Annotated in this window: 14 protein-coding genes and 1 pseudogene; 7 read left to right on the top strand and 8 right to left on the bottom strand. The window is 71.5% G+C overall.

Annotated elements, in window-relative coordinates; genetic code table 11:
• Positions 1 to 247: 247 nt before the first annotated feature.
• Complete coding sequence (locus ACLQ2S_RS21945; RefSeq protein ID WP_425702561.1) at positions 248 to 1204, bottom strand: DNA polymerase domain-containing protein; 957 nt, start codon at positions 1202 to 1204, stop codon at positions 248 to 250.
• A 137-nt stretch (positions 1205 to 1341) separates the two neighbouring features.
• On the opposite strand from ACLQ2S_RS21945, the gene ACLQ2S_RS21940 reads away from it, so the two are divergent.
• Together ACLQ2S_RS21940 and ACLQ2S_RS21935 are read left to right on the top strand one after the other, a co-directional pair.
• The gene (locus ACLQ2S_RS21940) at positions 1342 to 1893 is read left to right on the top strand and encodes a TetR/AcrR family transcriptional regulator (protein WP_155214731.1); all 552 of its coding nucleotides are present in this window, start codon (positions 1342 to 1344) and stop codon (positions 1891 to 1893) included.
• Between the two features lie 37 nt (positions 1894 to 1930).
• The gene (locus ACLQ2S_RS21935; RefSeq protein WP_425702559.1) at positions 1931 to 4177 is read left to right on the top strand and encodes an MMPL family transporter; all 2247 of its coding nucleotides are present in this window, start codon (positions 1931 to 1933) and stop codon (positions 4175 to 4177) included.
• Positions 4178 to 4227: 50 nt separating this feature from the next.
• Here ACLQ2S_RS21935 and ACLQ2S_RS21930 read toward each other — a convergent pair whose 3' ends face one another.
• Positions 4228 to 5484, bottom strand: coding sequence for an erythromycin esterase family protein (locus tag ACLQ2S_RS21930; protein WP_425702557.1), 1257 nt, complete (start codon positions 5482 to 5484; stop codon positions 4228 to 4230).
• Positions 5485 to 5570: 86 nt separating this feature from the next.
• On the opposite strand from ACLQ2S_RS21930, the gene ACLQ2S_RS21925 reads away from it, so the two are divergent.
• Complete coding sequence (locus ACLQ2S_RS21925) at positions 5571 to 5762, top strand: DUF2795 domain-containing protein (RefSeq protein ID WP_155214728.1); 192 nt, start codon at positions 5571 to 5573, stop codon at positions 5760 to 5762.
• 3 nt (positions 5763 to 5765) lie between these two features.
• Here the strand turns inward: ACLQ2S_RS21925 and erm are convergent, their stop codons facing one another.
• On the bottom strand, positions 5766 to 6563 hold the full coding sequence (gene erm, locus ACLQ2S_RS21920) for an ErmE/ErmH/ErmO/ErmR family 23S rRNA (adenine(2058)-N(6))-methyltransferase (protein ID WP_155214727.1): 798 nt from the start codon (positions 6561 to 6563) through the stop codon (positions 5766 to 5768).
• A 326-nt stretch (positions 6564 to 6889) separates the two neighbouring features.
• Complete coding sequence (locus tag ACLQ2S_RS21915) at positions 6890 to 7792, bottom strand: Gfo/Idh/MocA family protein (RefSeq protein ID WP_425702554.1); 903 nt, start codon at positions 7790 to 7792, stop codon at positions 6890 to 6892.
• Between the two features lie 192 nt (positions 7793 to 7984).
• Here ACLQ2S_RS21915 and ACLQ2S_RS21910 point away from each other — a divergent pair, with 192 nt between their 5' ends.
• Entirely contained in the window at positions 7985 to 8401 is a 417-nt protein-coding gene (locus ACLQ2S_RS21910) for a hypothetical protein (RefSeq protein WP_309222564.1), read from the top strand.
• Complete coding sequence (locus tag ACLQ2S_RS21905; protein WP_309222563.1) at positions 8394 to 8822, top strand: hypothetical protein; 429 nt, start codon at positions 8394 to 8396, stop codon at positions 8820 to 8822. The genes ACLQ2S_RS21910 and ACLQ2S_RS21905 overlap by 8 nt, the downstream gene beginning before the upstream one ends.
• A gap of 39 nt (positions 8823 to 8861) precedes the next feature.
• Here the strand turns inward: ACLQ2S_RS21905 and fabG are convergent, their stop codons facing one another.
• Positions 8862 to 9620: a 3-oxoacyl-ACP reductase FabG gene (fabG, locus tag ACLQ2S_RS21900; RefSeq protein WP_155214725.1), complete on the bottom strand. Its 759-nt coding sequence runs from the start codon at positions 9618 to 9620 to the stop codon at positions 8862 to 8864.
• A gap of 142 nt (positions 9621 to 9762) precedes the next feature.
• Positions 9763 to 11415: an alpha-amylase family protein gene (locus ACLQ2S_RS21895; RefSeq protein WP_425702551.1), complete on the bottom strand. Its 1653-nt coding sequence runs from the start codon at positions 11413 to 11415 to the stop codon at positions 9763 to 9765.
• A gap of 203 nt (positions 11416 to 11618) precedes the next feature.
• Here ACLQ2S_RS21895 and ACLQ2S_RS21890 point away from each other — a divergent pair, with 203 nt between their 5' ends.
• A complete protein-coding gene (locus ACLQ2S_RS21890) occupies positions 11619 to 12269 on the top strand; it encodes a DedA family protein (RefSeq protein ID WP_155214723.1) in 651 nt (216 codons plus the stop codon).
• Between the two features lie 84 nt (positions 12270 to 12353).
• On the opposite strand, the pseudogene ACLQ2S_RS21885 reads toward ACLQ2S_RS21890, so the two are convergent.
• A pseudogene (locus tag ACLQ2S_RS21885) lies at positions 12354 to 12701 on the bottom strand (cellulose-binding protein); the annotation flags it as partial.
• A gap of 148 nt (positions 12702 to 12849) precedes the next feature.
• Positions 12850 to 14271, bottom strand: coding sequence for a carbohydrate-binding protein (locus ACLQ2S_RS21880; RefSeq protein ID WP_155214721.1), 1422 nt, complete (start codon positions 14269 to 14271; stop codon positions 12850 to 12852).
• Positions 14272 to 14487: 216 nt separating this feature from the next.
• Between ACLQ2S_RS21880 and ACLQ2S_RS21875 the strand changes: the two genes are divergently transcribed.
• Entirely contained in the window at positions 14488 to 15636 is a 1149-nt protein-coding gene (locus tag ACLQ2S_RS21875) for a carboxylate-amine ligase (protein ID WP_425702548.1), read from the top strand.
• Positions 15637 to 15643: the final 7 nt, after the last annotated feature.

The following is a 15643-nucleotide window of genomic DNA, read 5'->3' as shown; positions in this document are numbered from 1 at the left end:
CGTCCAGACGCCGTCCGCAGCTCGCGCCGCTGGGCGATCTCCGTCAACCTCCGGCGTCCAGACGCCGTCCGCAGCTCGCGCCGCTGGGCGATCTCCGTCAACCTCCGGCGTCCAGACGCCGTCCGCAGCTCGCGCCGCTGGGCGATCTCCGTCAGCCCTGGTTCTGTGAACACGGTCCGTTGGTCCATGCCGAGCCCCGTCCGGTTGTGCGTGCCGGGGCGCGACCTGCGGGGCAGTGTGGGTTTGTCTAGGTAGGGGTTCGGCGGGCGCGGGCTCGGCGGCGGCCCTCGTGCATGGCCTGCACCCTCGGGATCGGGATTGCGCGGCCCTCCTCGATCAGGTCGGCGGGGAGCCGCTGGGGCGCCGGCAGCAGATCGGCCCACAGGTCCCGCTGCGCCACCAGCGCCGGGACCGTCCGGATGGTGAAGTCCGCCGGGGTGACCGACTCCAACTCCGGCCAGGGCACCGGAAAGGAGACCGGCACATCGGGACGCAGCCGAGGGCTGTACACCGAGACGACCGTCGCCCCGCCGGTGCGGGTGGGGTCGACGAAGACCTTGCCGCCCCGGTCCTCGCGGATGAACGCGGTGGTCGCCAGCTTCGGGTCCAGCCGTTCGGCGCGGGCGGCGAGGGCCCGGGTGGCGGCGGCCAACTCCTCGGCGTCGCTGCCCTCGACCGGGACGAAGACGTGCACCCCCTTGGCGCCGCTGGTCTTCACCGCACCCGCCAACCCGGCGTCGGCCAGCGCCTGCCGGACCAGCAGCGCGGCCCGCACCCCGGCACCGAACCCACCGCCCTCCGGCGGATCGAGATCCAGCACCAGGTGGGTCGGGCGGCTCAGGTCGTCGGCCGTGGCCAGGGTGGGGTGGAACTCGACGGCCCGCTGGTTGGCGAACCAGAGCAGGGTACGGCGGTCGTCGCACAACGCGTACGCGATCTCCCGTCGGGACGCCTCCGCCCAGATCGGCACCCGGCGCACCCAGTCCGGGGTGTAGCGCGGCAGGTTCTTCTGCATGAACGGCGGTTGCCCCGGACGCACCCGGACCACCGACAGCGGTCGGCCACGCAGGTGCGGGACGAGCCGGTCAGCCACCGCGTCGAGGTAGTCGACCAGATCTCGCTTGCGCACCCCCGACCCGTCGAACAGCGGCTGGTCGAGGTTCGTCAGCGCGACCCCGTCCCGGGTCTCGTCAGCCCCGCTCATCCGATCACCATCCTCGGCGTACGGGCAACGGTCAACCGGAACACCCGGTGTCGTTTCGACAGCTCCGGTTGTGGGGAAGACCACTGATCTGACCGATCGGTCAGCCTCTGACCGATCGGTCAGGCATGCTGATTCTCATGGCCCGTCCCACCCCGCAGACGCACGACGAGATCCTCGCGGCAGCGGCGAGACGTTTCGCCGCCACCGGCTACCGGGGCACGTCGTTGCAGGACATCGCCACCGAGGTGGGTTGCTCCAAGGCTGCGGTGCTGTACCACTTCGCCAACAAGGAGGCGATCCTCACCGAGCTGATGGCGCCCGCGATCGAGGCGCTGTGCTCGCTCGACGAACGGATCGCCGAGCAGCACGGGCCGGCCGACGCGCAGCGGGTCGCGGCCGAGGGCTTCGTCGACCTCGCGGTCCGGTTCCGCAACGAGATCGCCTTCCTGCGGGGTGAGTTCCCGGAGCTGCTGCAACAGCCGGTCTTCGCGCACATCCAGCAGATCTCCGAACGGCTCATCGACGCGTTCGCCGGGCACTCCGAGCGGGCCTCCGCCCGGGTCACCGCGCTGGTGCTGCTCGCCGGTATCGCCGAAACCTGCGGCGAGTTCGCCGACCTGACCGACCAGGAGTTGGGCGACGCGCTGCTCGGCCTGCTGCGACGGGCGCTTGAGCCGCCCGTGCACTGAACCAGTTCCACCAATTCACGATTGAGGGAAGGACCTCATGGCGACCCTGCTCTACCGGCTTGGCCGGGGCTCGATGCGGCGGCGGCGACTCGTCGCCGCGATCTGGCTCGTCGTACTCGTCGGGCTCGGCCTGGCAGCGGCGACCCTGCGCGGCCCGACGGCCAGCAACTTCAGCATGCCCGGTACGGAGTCGCAACGCGCGCTCGACCTGCTCGACGAGCAGTTCCCGGCGGCGGCCGGCGCCACCGGCACCGTCGCGGTCAAGGCACCCGCCCCGGGCCAGCTCGGCACCCCCGAGGGCCAGGCGGTGATCCAGTCGATCACCCAGGAGGCCACCACGGTCCCCGGGGTGCTCGCCGCCGTCGACCCGTTCCAGGTCGGCTCGGTCTCCCCCGACGGTCAGTACGCGCTCATCCAGGTGCAGTTCTCCGGCGGCGCCGACCAGGTCACCGACGAGCAGCGGGAGGCGTACGAGCGGCTGGGTGCCGACGCGACGGCCCAGGGCTGGCAGGTGGCGCCCGGTGGTGAGGTGCTCAACTCCGAGCCCGAGGTCGGCTCCACCGAGGCGATCGGCGTCGCGGTGGCCCTCATCGTCCTGGTGGTCACCTTCGGCTCGCTGGTGGCCGCGGGCATGACCATGCTCAACGCGCTGATCGGCGTCGGCGTCGGCATGGCCGGCCTCTTTGCGCTCAGCGGCGCGATCGAGCTGACCAGCACCGCGCCCATCCTCGCGTTGATGCTCGGCCTGGCCGTCGGTATCGACTACTCGCTCTTCATCACCTCGCGGTACCGACAGAACCTGCTCGAAGGCATACCGGCGGACGAGGCGATCGGGCGGGCGGTCGGCACCGCCGGCTCGGCGGTGACCTTCGCCGGTGCCACGGTCGTCATCGCCCTGGCCGGTCTCGCCGTGGTGAACATCCCGTTCCTGACCGTGATGGGCCTGGCCGCCGCCGGCACCGTGACCGTCGCGGTACTGGTGGCGATTACCCTCCAGCCGGCCCTGCTCGGCTTCGCCGGTCGCCGGGTGTTGCCTCGCCGACTGCGCTCGTCGGTGCCGGTGGTGCTCTCCGCCGACGCCGCCACCGCCGACGGCGATGGCGACGAGACCGGCCCGGGCGAGCCGTCGAAGCCCGCCACCACGGCCGGTGAGGACAAGTCGACGTTCGGCTTCCGCTGGGCCCGGCTGACCACCCGGTTCCGGATCCCGGTGATCCTCGTCGGACTGCTCGGCCTGGGGCTGCTCGCGCTGCCGTCGTCGGACATGCGGCTGGCCCTGCCCGACGCCGGTACCGCTCCGGTGGGGTCCGCTGCCCGGGTCTCCAACGACCTGATCACCGAGGGCTTCGGGCCGGGCTTCACCGGACGTCTCGCGGTGGTGGTCGCCGGTGACGACGCCGCCGCCACCTCGGCAGCCGTTCCGCAGGTCACCGCCCTGGTCCAACGCACCGACAACGTGCTCGCCGTGGCCCCGCCGCAGCTGAGCCCGGACGGTCGAACGGCGCTGCTCGGGGTGATCCCGCAGACCGGCCCGACCGATCCGGCCACCGAGACGATGGTGCACGACATCCGTACCTCCGTCGGCGGCATCCAGGGCGCGGACGTGCTGCTCACCGGTGTCACCGCGATCGGCATCGACATCTCGGAGAAGCTCTCCGACGCGTTGCCGATCTACCTGGCGCTGGTGGTCGGCCTGTCGATCCTGCTGCTGATGCTGGTGTTCCGCTCGGTGCTGGTGCCGGTCAAGGCGGCCCTGGGCTTCCTGCTCACCGTCGCCGCCACGTTCGGCATCACGGTCGCGGTCTTCCAGCAGGGTCACCTCGCCGACCTGGTCGGCCTGGACACCCCTGGCCCGCTGATCAGCTTCCTGCCGATCCTGTTGATCGGCATCCTGTTCGGCCTGGCCATGGACTACGAGGTGTTCCTGGTCTCCCGGATGCGGGAGGACTTCGTCCACGGTGACACCGCCCAGCAGGCCACCATCAACGGCATGGGGCACGGAGCCCGGGTGGTGACGGCCGCGGCCCTGATCATGACCTCGGTCTTCGGCGGCTTCGTCTTCCTGGATGACCCGGTGATCAAGTCGATGGGCTTCGCGCTCGCGATCGGCGTGGCGATCGACGCCTTCGTGGTCCGCATGACCATCGTCCCGGCGGTGATGTCGCTGCTCGGCAAGGTGGCCTGGTGGCTGCCGCGCTGGCTGGACCGGGCGCTGCCGAACGTCGACATCGAGGGCGAGAAGCTGCGCGCCAAGCTCGACGACAAGGTCGGGGTCGGCGCCTGACCCCGTACGCGACGGCCCCCACCGACCTTCGGCGGGGGCCGTCGCCGTGCTCAGACACCGGCCGGGTAGGTCTCCATCTCGCCCGGGGCGGCCCGGGCGGGCAACGGATGCAACGCGGTGCTCTCGTCGCACCAGATGAAGGCGTCGTAGCGCTCCCCCAGCCGGGTCGGCACGTAGTTGCCCCACGCCTCGAGCGACGGGTCGTACACCACCCCGATCGCCCGGTGGTCGCGCGGATCGGTGACCCAGCCCGGCTGGTCCGGCCCGCCGAAGACGAGCACCGCCCGCTCCGGCAGCAACTCGTGCAGCCGGTGCTCCAGCGAACCGCGCCGGGCCGGCGGCACCACCATCACCTCCGCCGGCGACCCCCAGCGGGGCGCGGCGATCACCGTGCCGCGAAAGCTGCCGAAGCCGACCAACACGACCCGGTCGGCGCCGTGGCGTTCCCGGGCCAGCTGGCCGATGTTCACCATCCCGTCGGCGGCCATGTCGGTCGCCCGCGCGTCGCCGACATGCGTGTTGTGCGCCCACACCACCCCCCGGGCACCCGGCCCGTAGTGGTCGAGCAGCCGATCCAGGGTGTCCGCCATGTGGGTGTCCCGGACGTTCCACGAGCCGGGTCCACCGGCGACCATCTCCCGGTAGTAGCGCTCCGCACCGGCCACCACCTCCGCGTTCTGCCAGGCCGAGAAGGCGTCCGAGCCGTCGGCGATGGCGTGTTCTCGGGTACGCGCCAGCAGCCGGATCACCTCCTGCTCGCAGCGGGCGGAGACGAATCGGCTCGCCGCGCCGTACTCCTCGACCCGCTTGCCGTACGGCTCGAAGCACCGGTACGCGTCCTGGACCACCTCCAGCGAGGCCGGCTCCTCCTCGCCGAGATAGTCGAAGATCGCCTGCATCGACTCCCAGAGGCTGTAGACGTCGAGGCCGTGGAAGCCGACCCGGGCCGCCTCCGCCCGCTCCATGTTCCAGGCCCGTAGCCACCGGCAGAAGCGGGCCACCTCGGCGTTGGCCCACATCCACGTCGGCCACCGCTCGAAGGCCTCCAGCGCGATCTGCGGCTCGGCGATCGCACCGGGTGCGCCGGTCACCGACCGGTGCACCCGGTCGCAGTCCGGCCAGTCACCCTCCACCGCCACGAAGGAGAAGCCGCACTCGGCGATCAGCCGCCGGGTCAACTGCTCCCGGATGCGGTAGTAGTCGTAGCTGCCGTGCGTCGCCTCCCCGATCATCACCACCTGGGCGTCCCGGACACGCTCCAGCAACGGATCGAGGTCGCTCGGCGCGCCGAGCCGCTGTACCAGCATGCCAGCGGCTACCCGGCACCCCGACGGGCAAACGCCGGGGCCCGCCGGTGGTGTGCCGGGGCGGCTGCGCGGGTACGTCGCAGACCATGACCGACAGCGGCGCGGCCCTGCAGGAGTACCTCGCCGGGCTGGACTATCCCGTCTCCCGCGAGGACCTGATCCGTTGGTGCCAGGAGAACGGCGCGAGCACCGAGCAGTTGCAGGCCGTACGGGCCCTGCCGATGGAGCAGATCAGCTCCCCCGACGAGTTGACCGAGGTGCTGCGTACGTTCACCTGAGCATCAGCGGGCGTGCAACAGGCGGTACAGCACCAACCACTGCTCCGGCCAGACCTGCCCGACCGGGGTGTCCGGGGCGAGCCGACCGGCCCGCACCGCCGCCGCCAGCCGGGCCCGTGGATACTCGCGGGCCAGCGAGGCCGCGAGCGAGCCGCCGACCCCGCCGAAGCCCAGCTCGACCATCCGCCGGTACGCCGGCAGCGCCCGAGGCGGCAGCAACGGCTGCGCCCGACGCTCGATGCGCAGGATGCCGGCGTCGACCCGGGGCACCGGCCGAAATGCCGTACGCGGCACCCGCCCGGCCAACCGCCAGTCGAACTCCGGCCAGGTCAGCACCGTCAACCGGGTCCACCGACCGTAGTCACCGGCCCGCCGCCGGGCGTACTCCAGTTGGGTGAGCAGGGTGGCCGTGCGCAGCCCCGGCGCGGCCAGGCACCAGCGCACCACGGCTGCGGTCAGCGACCACGGGATGTTGCCGACCACGGCGAACTCCTCCTCGGGTGGTACGGCCGAGAGGAAGTCGCTCTGGCGAGGCGTGACGTTCGGCAGGGTCGCGCAGACCCGGGCCAGTTCAGTGCCGGCGACCGGGTCCACCTCGTACGCCGTCAATCGGCCGCAACGCGCGGCCAGCGGGCGGGTCAACTGCCCCCGCCCGGCACCCACCTCCAGCACCAGTCCGTGCGGGTCGGGGCAGGCGGCGTCGATGAACCGCCGGACTGCGGTCGGGTCGGCGAGGAAGTTCTGGGAGAGCACACGACGGGACCTGTCGCGGGCTGTCGTGCGGGTTCGGCGGAGCGCCATGGCGTCGTCCTTGTCTGTCGCCGGGTGGCGACGAGAGCGGACAGGCGACCGTCGACGGGGCCTGTCCGAGTGATCGGGACTCGGACGGCCCTGGTGAGATGGCGCGGGAACGGCACCACCACGCGGGGACGGGTGCCGCAGACGTACGCGGGAAGTGGTGTCAGTCGCGGACCGCGCCGGCCAGGGCCGGGCGCCGGACGCGCGGGCGGGCCACCAGCAGCGGCCCGAACGCGGCCGGCATGGCGACCGCGTTGATCAAAGCGCACACGCACATGCCGGCGACCCTACCCACCCGCGTGGCGGGCGGCCACCGGTTTCCGGCCCGCTCAGGCCGGTACGTCGATCACGGTGCCCTGCGCGCGGGCGGCCTCGGCGGCGGCCAGGACGGACACCACTTCGCGGCCGAACCGCACGTCACAGCGGTGGTCGCGGGTGCCGGCGTCGACCTCGGCCAACAACTGGTCGATCGCCACCCCGAAGGCCCTCGCCGCACTCGCGCCGCTGGCCGGCAGGCGCTCGATACCGCTCTCGCCGTAGAGGACGAACTCGGCGGCGGCCGAGCGGGGCGGTGCGTCCAGGGTCAGCGACACCGTGCTGGTGGCACCGTCGGCGTGGCTGAGCAGCAGGTGCACCAGGCCGCCGGGGCCATCGGCGGCGGACACCCGGGCCACCCGGCCGAGCACCGGCAGCAGGACGGCCAGCGCGTGCGGGCCGACGTCCCACAACGCGCCGTGCTCCCGACGCCACGGCGACTGTGCGTACGGGCTGCTGGGCTGGAAGATCGAGGCGAACCGGATCACCTGGGCGGTGTGCCATCCTCCGGCGGCGGCGGTCGCGGCGATGAAGCCGGCGACCTCCGGTTGGTAACGGCCGGTGAAGAAGACCACCGACGCCACGTTCGAGCCCACGGCCGCCTCGACCACCCGATCGGCGTCGGCCACGTTCAACGCCAGCGGCTTGTCGAGCAGCAGGTGCCGACCGGCGGTGGCGGCCCGGACGGCGATCTCCACCTGGATGTCGGGGGCGACCGCGACGGCGACCGCGTCGCACGCCTCGATCAACGTGTCGACATCCTCGAACGCCGGCACCCCGTAGCGGGCGGCCAACGCGGCGGCCTTGTCAGGGTCACGCCCCCACACTCCGACGAGATCCGCTCTGGGGTGTGCGTCGAGTCCCGCCGCGTGCGTCTCCGCCGCCCAGTGCCCGGTGCCGAACAACCCGAACCGCATCCCGTGCCTCCTCACCTGGCCACGGCCCACCCGGGTCGTGTCACGACCATCAGACCACGCCCGCGAGGGCCTACGCGGACACCTACGGGCGTACCGGTGCCCCGCCGACCGGCGTGGGGTGCCTTCCGGCGGCTCTTACTACGGGGGTTAGTAGAGTGGGCCGGTGATCGGAACGAGCACCGGACGAACCAGGTGAACACTCCCACCCCCGCACCGGCCACCGTTCCCGTCTCCGGGTCTCCGGTCGACGGGGCGCTGGCCGTCGCCGCCATCGTCGTGGCGCTCCTGGTCGCCGTCTGGGCGCTGGTGGCCGCGTTGCGCCACCGGTCGCCGGACCGGGTGCAGTTCATCGGGCTGGCCGTGCTGGAGTTGCTGCTGCTGGGGTTGGCGGTGGTGACCGCCGTGGCGCTGACCGGCGGCGAGCGCCCCGGCGAACCGGGGTCGTTCTTCGGCTACCTGGTCACCCTCGTCTGCCTACCGCCGCTGGCGGCGGTGCTGGCCCGGATGGAACCGACCCGCTGGGGGTCGGCGATCGTCTGCGCGGTGTGCCTGGTGACCCCGGTGGTCGTGGTCCGGCTCCAGCAGACCTGGGAAGTGCTCGGTGGCTGAGTCACACACCGCCCGCCCACGAACCAACGCCGGGCCGGGACGGCTGCTGATCGCCGTCTACCTGATCTTCGCTATCGCGGCGAGCAGCCGCGCCGCCGTCCAGATCGCCACCAAGTTCGACGAGGCGCCGTTGGCGTACCTGCTCTCCGCGCTCGCCGCGGTGGTCTACATCGTCGCCGCGGTCGGTCTGGCGCGGGCCGGTCATGCGGGTCGCCGCGTCGCCCTGGCCTGTTGCGCGCTGGAACTGGCCGGCGTGGTCGGCGTCGGCGCGTTCAGTCTGGCCCGCCCGGATCTCTTCCCGGACGAGACGGTCTGGTCCGGTTTCGGCAGCGGCTACGGCTACATCCCCCTGGTGCTGCCGATCCTCGGCCTCGCCTGGCTACTGCACACCCGCCGGGCGGCGCACCGGGTCTCCTCCTGACGCCATCCGCCCAGCAGGAGACCCGGTGTGCGGGGCCGGTCAGTCCCGGGGCCCACCGGCGACGTAGACGACCTGGCCGGACACGAAGGACGCCCCTTCGCTGACCAGGAACGAGATGGTGTGGGCCACGTCCTCGGGACGGCCCACCCGGCGCACCGGGATCTCCGACTCCGCGTGCTTCTGCATGGCCTCGAAGTCCACCTTCATCCGCGCGGCGGTGGCGGCGGTCATGTCGGTGACGATGAATCCGGGCGCGACCGCGTTGACGGTCACCCCGAACGGGCCCAGCTCGATGGCGAGGGTCTTGGTGAAGCCCTGCATACCGGCCTTGGCGGCGGAGTAGTTGGCCTGGCCCCGGTTGCCCAGCGCGGAGGTGCTGGAGAGGTTGACGATGCGACCCCAGCGCGCCTCGACCATGTGCTTCTGCGCGGCCTGGCTGAACAGGAACGCCCCGCGCAGGTGTACGCCCAGGACGGTGTCCCAGTCGGCGTCGGTCATCTTGAACAGTAGGTTGTCCCGGAGCACACCCGCGTTGTTGACCAACACGGTCGGCGCGCCGAGTTCGGCGACCACCCGGTCCACGGCGGCTTCCACCTGGGCCCGCTCCGACACGTCCGCGCCGACGCCGAGCGCCCGACCGCCGGCCGCGGCGATGGCGTCCACGGTCTCCTTCGTCGCCGACTCCTCGATGTCGACCACGGCCACCGCCAGCCCGTCGGCCGCCAACCGTTTCGCGGTGGCCGCGCCGATTCCCCGTGCCGCCCCGGTCACGATCGCGACCCGCTGCCCCTCCGACATGCCTACCTCCCGGTAACTTGGCTCGACCGCAGGAGCGTAACCCACCCCGGGGCGGCATGGCCCCCATCGATCCCGGCCTCCGGACCGGCCCGCCCCGCCCGGAGGTCGGCGGACCACGCCGACGGGGCGACCGGCACCGCGCTCAGGACGACCAGGACCGGCAGAGCCGGATCCAGCGGTAGCCGTAGCCGGACAGCTGCAACTTGTCCAGTTTGCCCACGTCGTCGTAGTTGCGGTCGGCGAGCACGTCGATGGGGAGGTCCGCTTCCGGTTGCAGCAGGCTCAGGTCGATCTCGGCGTCGATGGTGCCGAGGTTGTGCAGGAACACCATCGTTCCCGTCGGGCCGTCAGCCCGGTGCGCCAGCACCCCCGGTGGCATCGGCACGTCGACGTGCGAGGTGGAGCCGGAGCCGATCTCCGGGGCCTCCCGCATGGTGCGGATCATCCGCTCGAACCAGGCCAGGAGCGAGCTGCGGTCCCGACGCTGAAGCGTGACGTTGACCTTCTCGTACCCGAACTCGCCCTTGTCGACGACCGGGCGCACGAGCTTCTCCGGCTCCGCGGTGGAGAAGCCGGCGTTGGCCTGGTTCGACCACTGCATCGGGGTACGGATGGCCTCCCGGCCGGGCAACGACAGGTCCTCCCCCATGCCGATCTCCTCGCCGTAGCGCAGCACCGGCGTGCCGCGCAGGCTGAACTGGAGGGAGTACGCCAACTCGATGCGCCGCCGGTCGTTGCCGAGCATCGGTGCCAACCGGCGGCGGATGCCCCGGTCGTAGATACGCATGTGCTCCTCGGGGCCGAACTGCGCGTACACCTGATTGCGCTGTTCGGCGGTGAGCCGGGACAGGTCGATCTCGTCGTGGTTGCGCAGGAACGTCGCCCACTGCCCACCCTCGGGCAGCGCCGGGGTGTCCCGCAGCGCCTCGATCACCGGCTCCGGGTCCTGCCGGGCGAGGGCCAGCATCAGCCGCCCGTTGAGCATGAAGTCGAAGAGCATGTGCACCCGGTTCGCCGAGCCGCCGCTGTCGCCGAAGAAGGCGGGCAGGTTGTCGGGCTCGACGTTCGCCTCAGCCAGCAGGACGGCGTCCCCGCGCCGCCACTGCACGTGCTGCCGCAACTCGGTGAGGAACTCGAAGTCCAGTTCCGGATTCGGGTCGCCCGGCTCGGTGCGCTCGATGATGAACGGCACCGCGTCCATCCGGAATCCGGCGACACCCAACTGAATCCAGAACGACATGATCTTCTTGATCTCGGCGCGTACCGCCGGGTTCGTGGTGTTGAGGTCGGGCTGGAACTTGTAGAACCGGTGGTAGTACCAGGCCTTCGCGGTCCGGTCGTAGGTCCAGGTCTCGTGCTGCTCCCCGGGGAAGACCATGCCCTGGTGCCGGTCGGCCGGCTCCTGGTCGGACCAGACGTACCAGTCGCGGTACGGCGAGTCCGGCGACGATCGGGCGGAGACGAACCACGGGTGCTGGTCGGAGGTGTGGTTCACCACCAGGTCGATGACCACCCGGATGCCCCGGTTGCCGGCCTGGTGCAGCAGTTCGGCGAAGTCGCCCAGGGTCCCGAACCGGGGGTCGACGTTGTAGAAGTCGGTCACGTCGTAGCCGTCGTCGTTGTTGGGCGAGGGGTGGATGGGGTGTAGCCAGAGGCAGGTCACGCCGAGCCGGGCCAGGTAGTCCAGCCGACCGATCAGGCCCTGGATGTCACCCACCCCGTCACCGTCGGAGTCCGCGTATGTGTCGATGTCGAGGCAGTACACGACCGCCTCCGAGTACCACCTGTCAGACATGCCCCCGTACGTTCTCCCGGCCGCGACTTCGGCAAACCCGCCCGGGGTCGGCGTCCGGCGCGCGGCAGCGGTGACGGCGGCGACGGCGGCGACGGTGACGGCGACGGTGACGGCGGCGGCGGTGACGGCGGCGGCGGTCGGTGTGCGGCGGGATCTCGGCGGGTAACAGCGAGGTCTACGCCGGACCCGCGAAAGGCTTCATCATGGCGCTCGCCCAGGACGTCGATCCCGCCCAGGTCGGCGGGCTGACCGGTTGGATCGCCGGGGTGATCGAGGCGGGCGGCGCGGTGGGAGTGGCCCTGCTGGTCGCCCTGGAGAGCATCATCCCGCCCATCCCGAGCGAGATCGTCCTGGCGATGTCCGGGTATCTGGCCAGCGAGGGTCGGTTCAACCTGGCGGTGGTGACCGTCGCCGCCACCGTCGGCTCGGTGCTCGGCGCGCTGGTCCTCTACTGGCTCGGCGCCGCCCTCGGCGAGGACCGCCTCAAACGGTGGTTGGACCGGTTGCCCCTGGTCGACCTGGACGACCTGGAGAAGGCGGACCGCTGGTTCGAGCGGTACGGCCGCTGGGCGGTGTTCTTCGGCCGGATGGCACCGGTGGTACGCAGCCTGGTGTCGGTACCGGCCGGGGCGAACCGGATGCCGCTGGTCGAGTTCGTCACCCTCACCACGCTGGGCAGCGGCATCTGGAACGGGCTCTTCATCGGCCTCGGCTATGCCCTCGGTTCCCGCTGGCACCAGATCGACCGCTACAGCTCCTGGTTCGACTACGGGATCATCGCCCTGATCGTCCTCATGATCGCCTCGTGGGCGGTCAAGAAGGTCCGTCGTCGCCGCCGCTCCCCTGTCTCCTGATCACCCGCCACCCCGCCGGTTGACCACGGGCCGTCGCCCGAGGCGCGACCCATGGTCAACGCGGCCGGGGGCGGGGGCTCGTGGTCAGTCGGGCAGGGTGCGCAGGTGCGGGGCGACGGTACGGGCGAAGGAGTTGCCGTTGGTGACGTCCCAGTTGATCGACCAGGTCATCGCGCCCCGCAGGCCGGGGTAGGTGCGCGGCGGGCGGAAGCCGCCGCAGTTGGTGCCCCCGGCGAGGCAGTCCAGCGCGGCGTTGACCACGCTGGGCGGGACTATGCCGCCACCGGCCGCCCCGGATCCGGTCGGCAGGCCGAGCCCGACCTGGTCGGGGCGCAGCCCCGCCGCCAACTGGATGCAGGCCAGCGCGACGATGAAGTCGACCGTCCCCTGGGCGTACGCGGCGTTGTTGTCACAGTGAAGGTGTACCGCTGACCGTCTGAGGTCAGCAGCGCGTCCCAGTAGGGGCTGGCGGGCAGGTCGAAGGCCAGCGCGCCGATCACCGCCAGCACCAGCGTTCGTGACTGTTAGGAAGGGCCCCCTCCTCTACCGCAGGCGTTAGTAGGGGGCCCTTCCTTGCACCTCAGCGGCGGAAGTGGAACCAGTTGACGTTGACGAAGTCGTTGGGCTGACCGCTGGTGAAGGTGAGGTAGACCGTGCGTCGCCCGGTCACCCCGGAGACGTTGCCGGGCACCGAACGCCAGCTCTGCCAGCCACCGGTGTTGGCGATGGCGAAGCTGCCGATCGGTGGACTGGTCGGGCTGTCCACCCGCACCTCCACCAGGCCACTGATGCCTCCCGCCGCGCCGGAGGCGACCCGGGCCACGAAGTCGCGCGGCCCACTGGAGCCGAACTCGACGTTGTCGTAGCGCACCCAGTCACCGTTGCGCAGCGCCCCGATGTTCTGCCCACCCTCGGAGCACGCCTCGACGATCACGCCGCTCTGGGCGTTGAAGGACTCCGCCTGGATGGTCGCGTACGCGTCCCGCACGCCGCCCGGCGGCGGCGTGGTCGGCGGCGACGTCGTGGGCGGCGTACTGCCGCCACCCCGGCTGTAGACGGCCACGTAGTCGACAAGCATCGGCCGACCGGGCACGGTGGCCGAGGTGGGGGTGGCGCTGCCCGCGACCCCGTCCGGGAAGGCCCCACCCATCGCCACGTTCAGCAGCAGGAAGTATCCGGCGTGGCTGGTCATCTGCGACCAGTACGGCTCACCGACCCGGTTCTGGCTCACCGTGTGGTAGAGCTGCCCGTCGACGTACCAGCGCAGCTGTTGCGGGCTCACCGAGGCGTCCCACTCGAAGCGGTAGGTGTGGAACGCCGACTGACAGGTGCTGCCGGGGCAGGCCCGGGAGCCGCCGATGCCGTTGAACTCGTCGCAGGGCCCGCCCGGTGCGACACCGCAGTGCAGCACACCCCAGACCGTGTTGAGCCCGTTGACGTTCTCCATCACGTCGAACTCGCCGATGCCCGGCCAGTTGTGGTAATTGCCCCGGTACGGCGAACCGAGCGCCCAGAACGCCGGCCAGTACCCCATCGCGGCGGCGCCGGTGACGTTGGGCATCTGGAGGCGGCCCTCGATGGCCAGCACCCCACCGGCCGGGGCCTTGAAGTCGCTACGTACGGTCTCGATGCGGGCCGAGGTCCAGCGTCCGGCGCCGTCGCGCAGCGGGGTGATCCGCAGGTTGCCGGCCCCGTCGTGGCTGACGTTGGCGGTGCTGTTCGTGTACGTCTGGATCTCGCCGGTGCCCCAGTTGGGCGGCCCACCCGGGTAGCTGGTGCCGGTGTCGATGATCCAGTTACTGGCGGACGGCAGGGTGCCGGCGGCGCCGGTGAAGTCGTCGCTCCACACCAGGCTCCAACCCGACGGTGGTGGTGGCACGGCGGCGTCCGCGGTGGTGGTGAGCCCGGCCAGACCGGCGGTGAGGGCGGTGACCAGGGCTAACGCCAGCGGTAGCCGGCGTCGCGCAGGCAGGGCGGCGGGTGCCGCCGGGGCAGGTGTCATGGGGTTTGCCTCTCTGCGGGACGGGAATGAGAGAGCGCTCTCTCAGGAGTTGTACGTCTCACCCAGGCAGTTGTCAATGTCGATCGATACGACCCGCTCGACGATCGAACGCCCGGCGCCACGCAGGCGGGCGTTTCCGGGTACCACCACTGGGGGTAATTGCCCGCCGACCCGGTGCGGACAGCCCGCCACCGGCAGGAGTGGACGGTGGTAGTGATGGTCAGGCAGACGGCGACGGCCCCCGAACCGACGACTGAGTCAACCGACCTCCTCACCGTGGGTGTCGAGGAGGAGTTCCTGCTCGTCGACCCGGACTCCGGGGCGGCGACGCCGGCCGTCGAGGCGGTGCTGGAGCAGGTCCCCGCCGAACTGCGGGGACAGATCGAGCGGGAGTTCCAGACCAGTCAGATCGAGATCGGCAGCCCACCCGGATTGGAACTCTCCTCGATCCGGCACTCGCTCGGCCTGCTCCGCTCCGCGCTCGCCGACGCCGCCGAGCGGGCCGGTGCCCGACTGCTGGCGATCGGCACCGGACCGATCGACGGACCGGTGCCCCCGGTGGTCGACAAGCCCCGCTTCGACCGGATGCTCGCCCGGTTCCGGCTCCTGGTGCCCGGGCCGGGTAACAACGGGATGCACGTGCACGTCGGTGTGCCGGACCCCGACGCCGGTGTCCAGGTGCTCAACCACGTACGGCCGTGGCTGCCGATCCTGCACGCGATCACCGCCAACTCGCCGTTCTCCCGGGGAGCGGACACCGGCTACGCCAGTTGGCGGTCGGTCGAGTGGGAGCGCTGGCCGTCGGTCGCGCCGACGCCCTACCTGGTCTCCCACGAGCACTACCAGCGACTGATCCGTCAGCTGATCGCCAGCGGCGTGATGCTCGACGAGGGGATGCTGTACTGGTACGCCCGCCTGTCGGCCAAGTATCCGACGGTGGAACTGCGCATCGGTGACGTCTGCCCGACCGTCGACGACGCGGTCCTGGTCGCCGCGCTGGTCCGTGGGCTGGTGGCCACCGCGCTCGACGACATCGCCGCCGGGCGGCCGCCGCTGCCCACCGACCACCACCTGTTGGTCGGCGCGCACTGGCGGGCCGCCCACGACGGGTTGGAGGGCGAGGCGGTCGACCTGTCCAGCGGCGAACTGCGGCCGGCGTGGGACGTGCTGCACCAGCTCGTCGGGCGACTCGGCCCGGCCCTGGAACGACACGGTGACCTCGCCGAGGTGACCAGCCTGCTGGAGGGACTGCGCTGGCACGGCAGCGGCGCCGCACGGCAGCGTTCGGTGTACGCGCGGACCGGACGGTTGGAGGATGTGGTGGAGGACGTGGCACGACAGACCCGGGGCGAGGGCCCGGCCTGACGAAGGG

Origin of the sequence: Micromonospora sp. DT48, from assembly GCF_049844495.1 — a bacterium.
Taxonomy (GTDB): Bacteria; Actinomycetota; Actinomycetes; order Mycobacteriales; family Micromonosporaceae; genus Micromonospora.
Note: the sequence above shows the minus strand (reverse complement) of the source record. Positions and strands in the feature narration are given on the sequence as shown.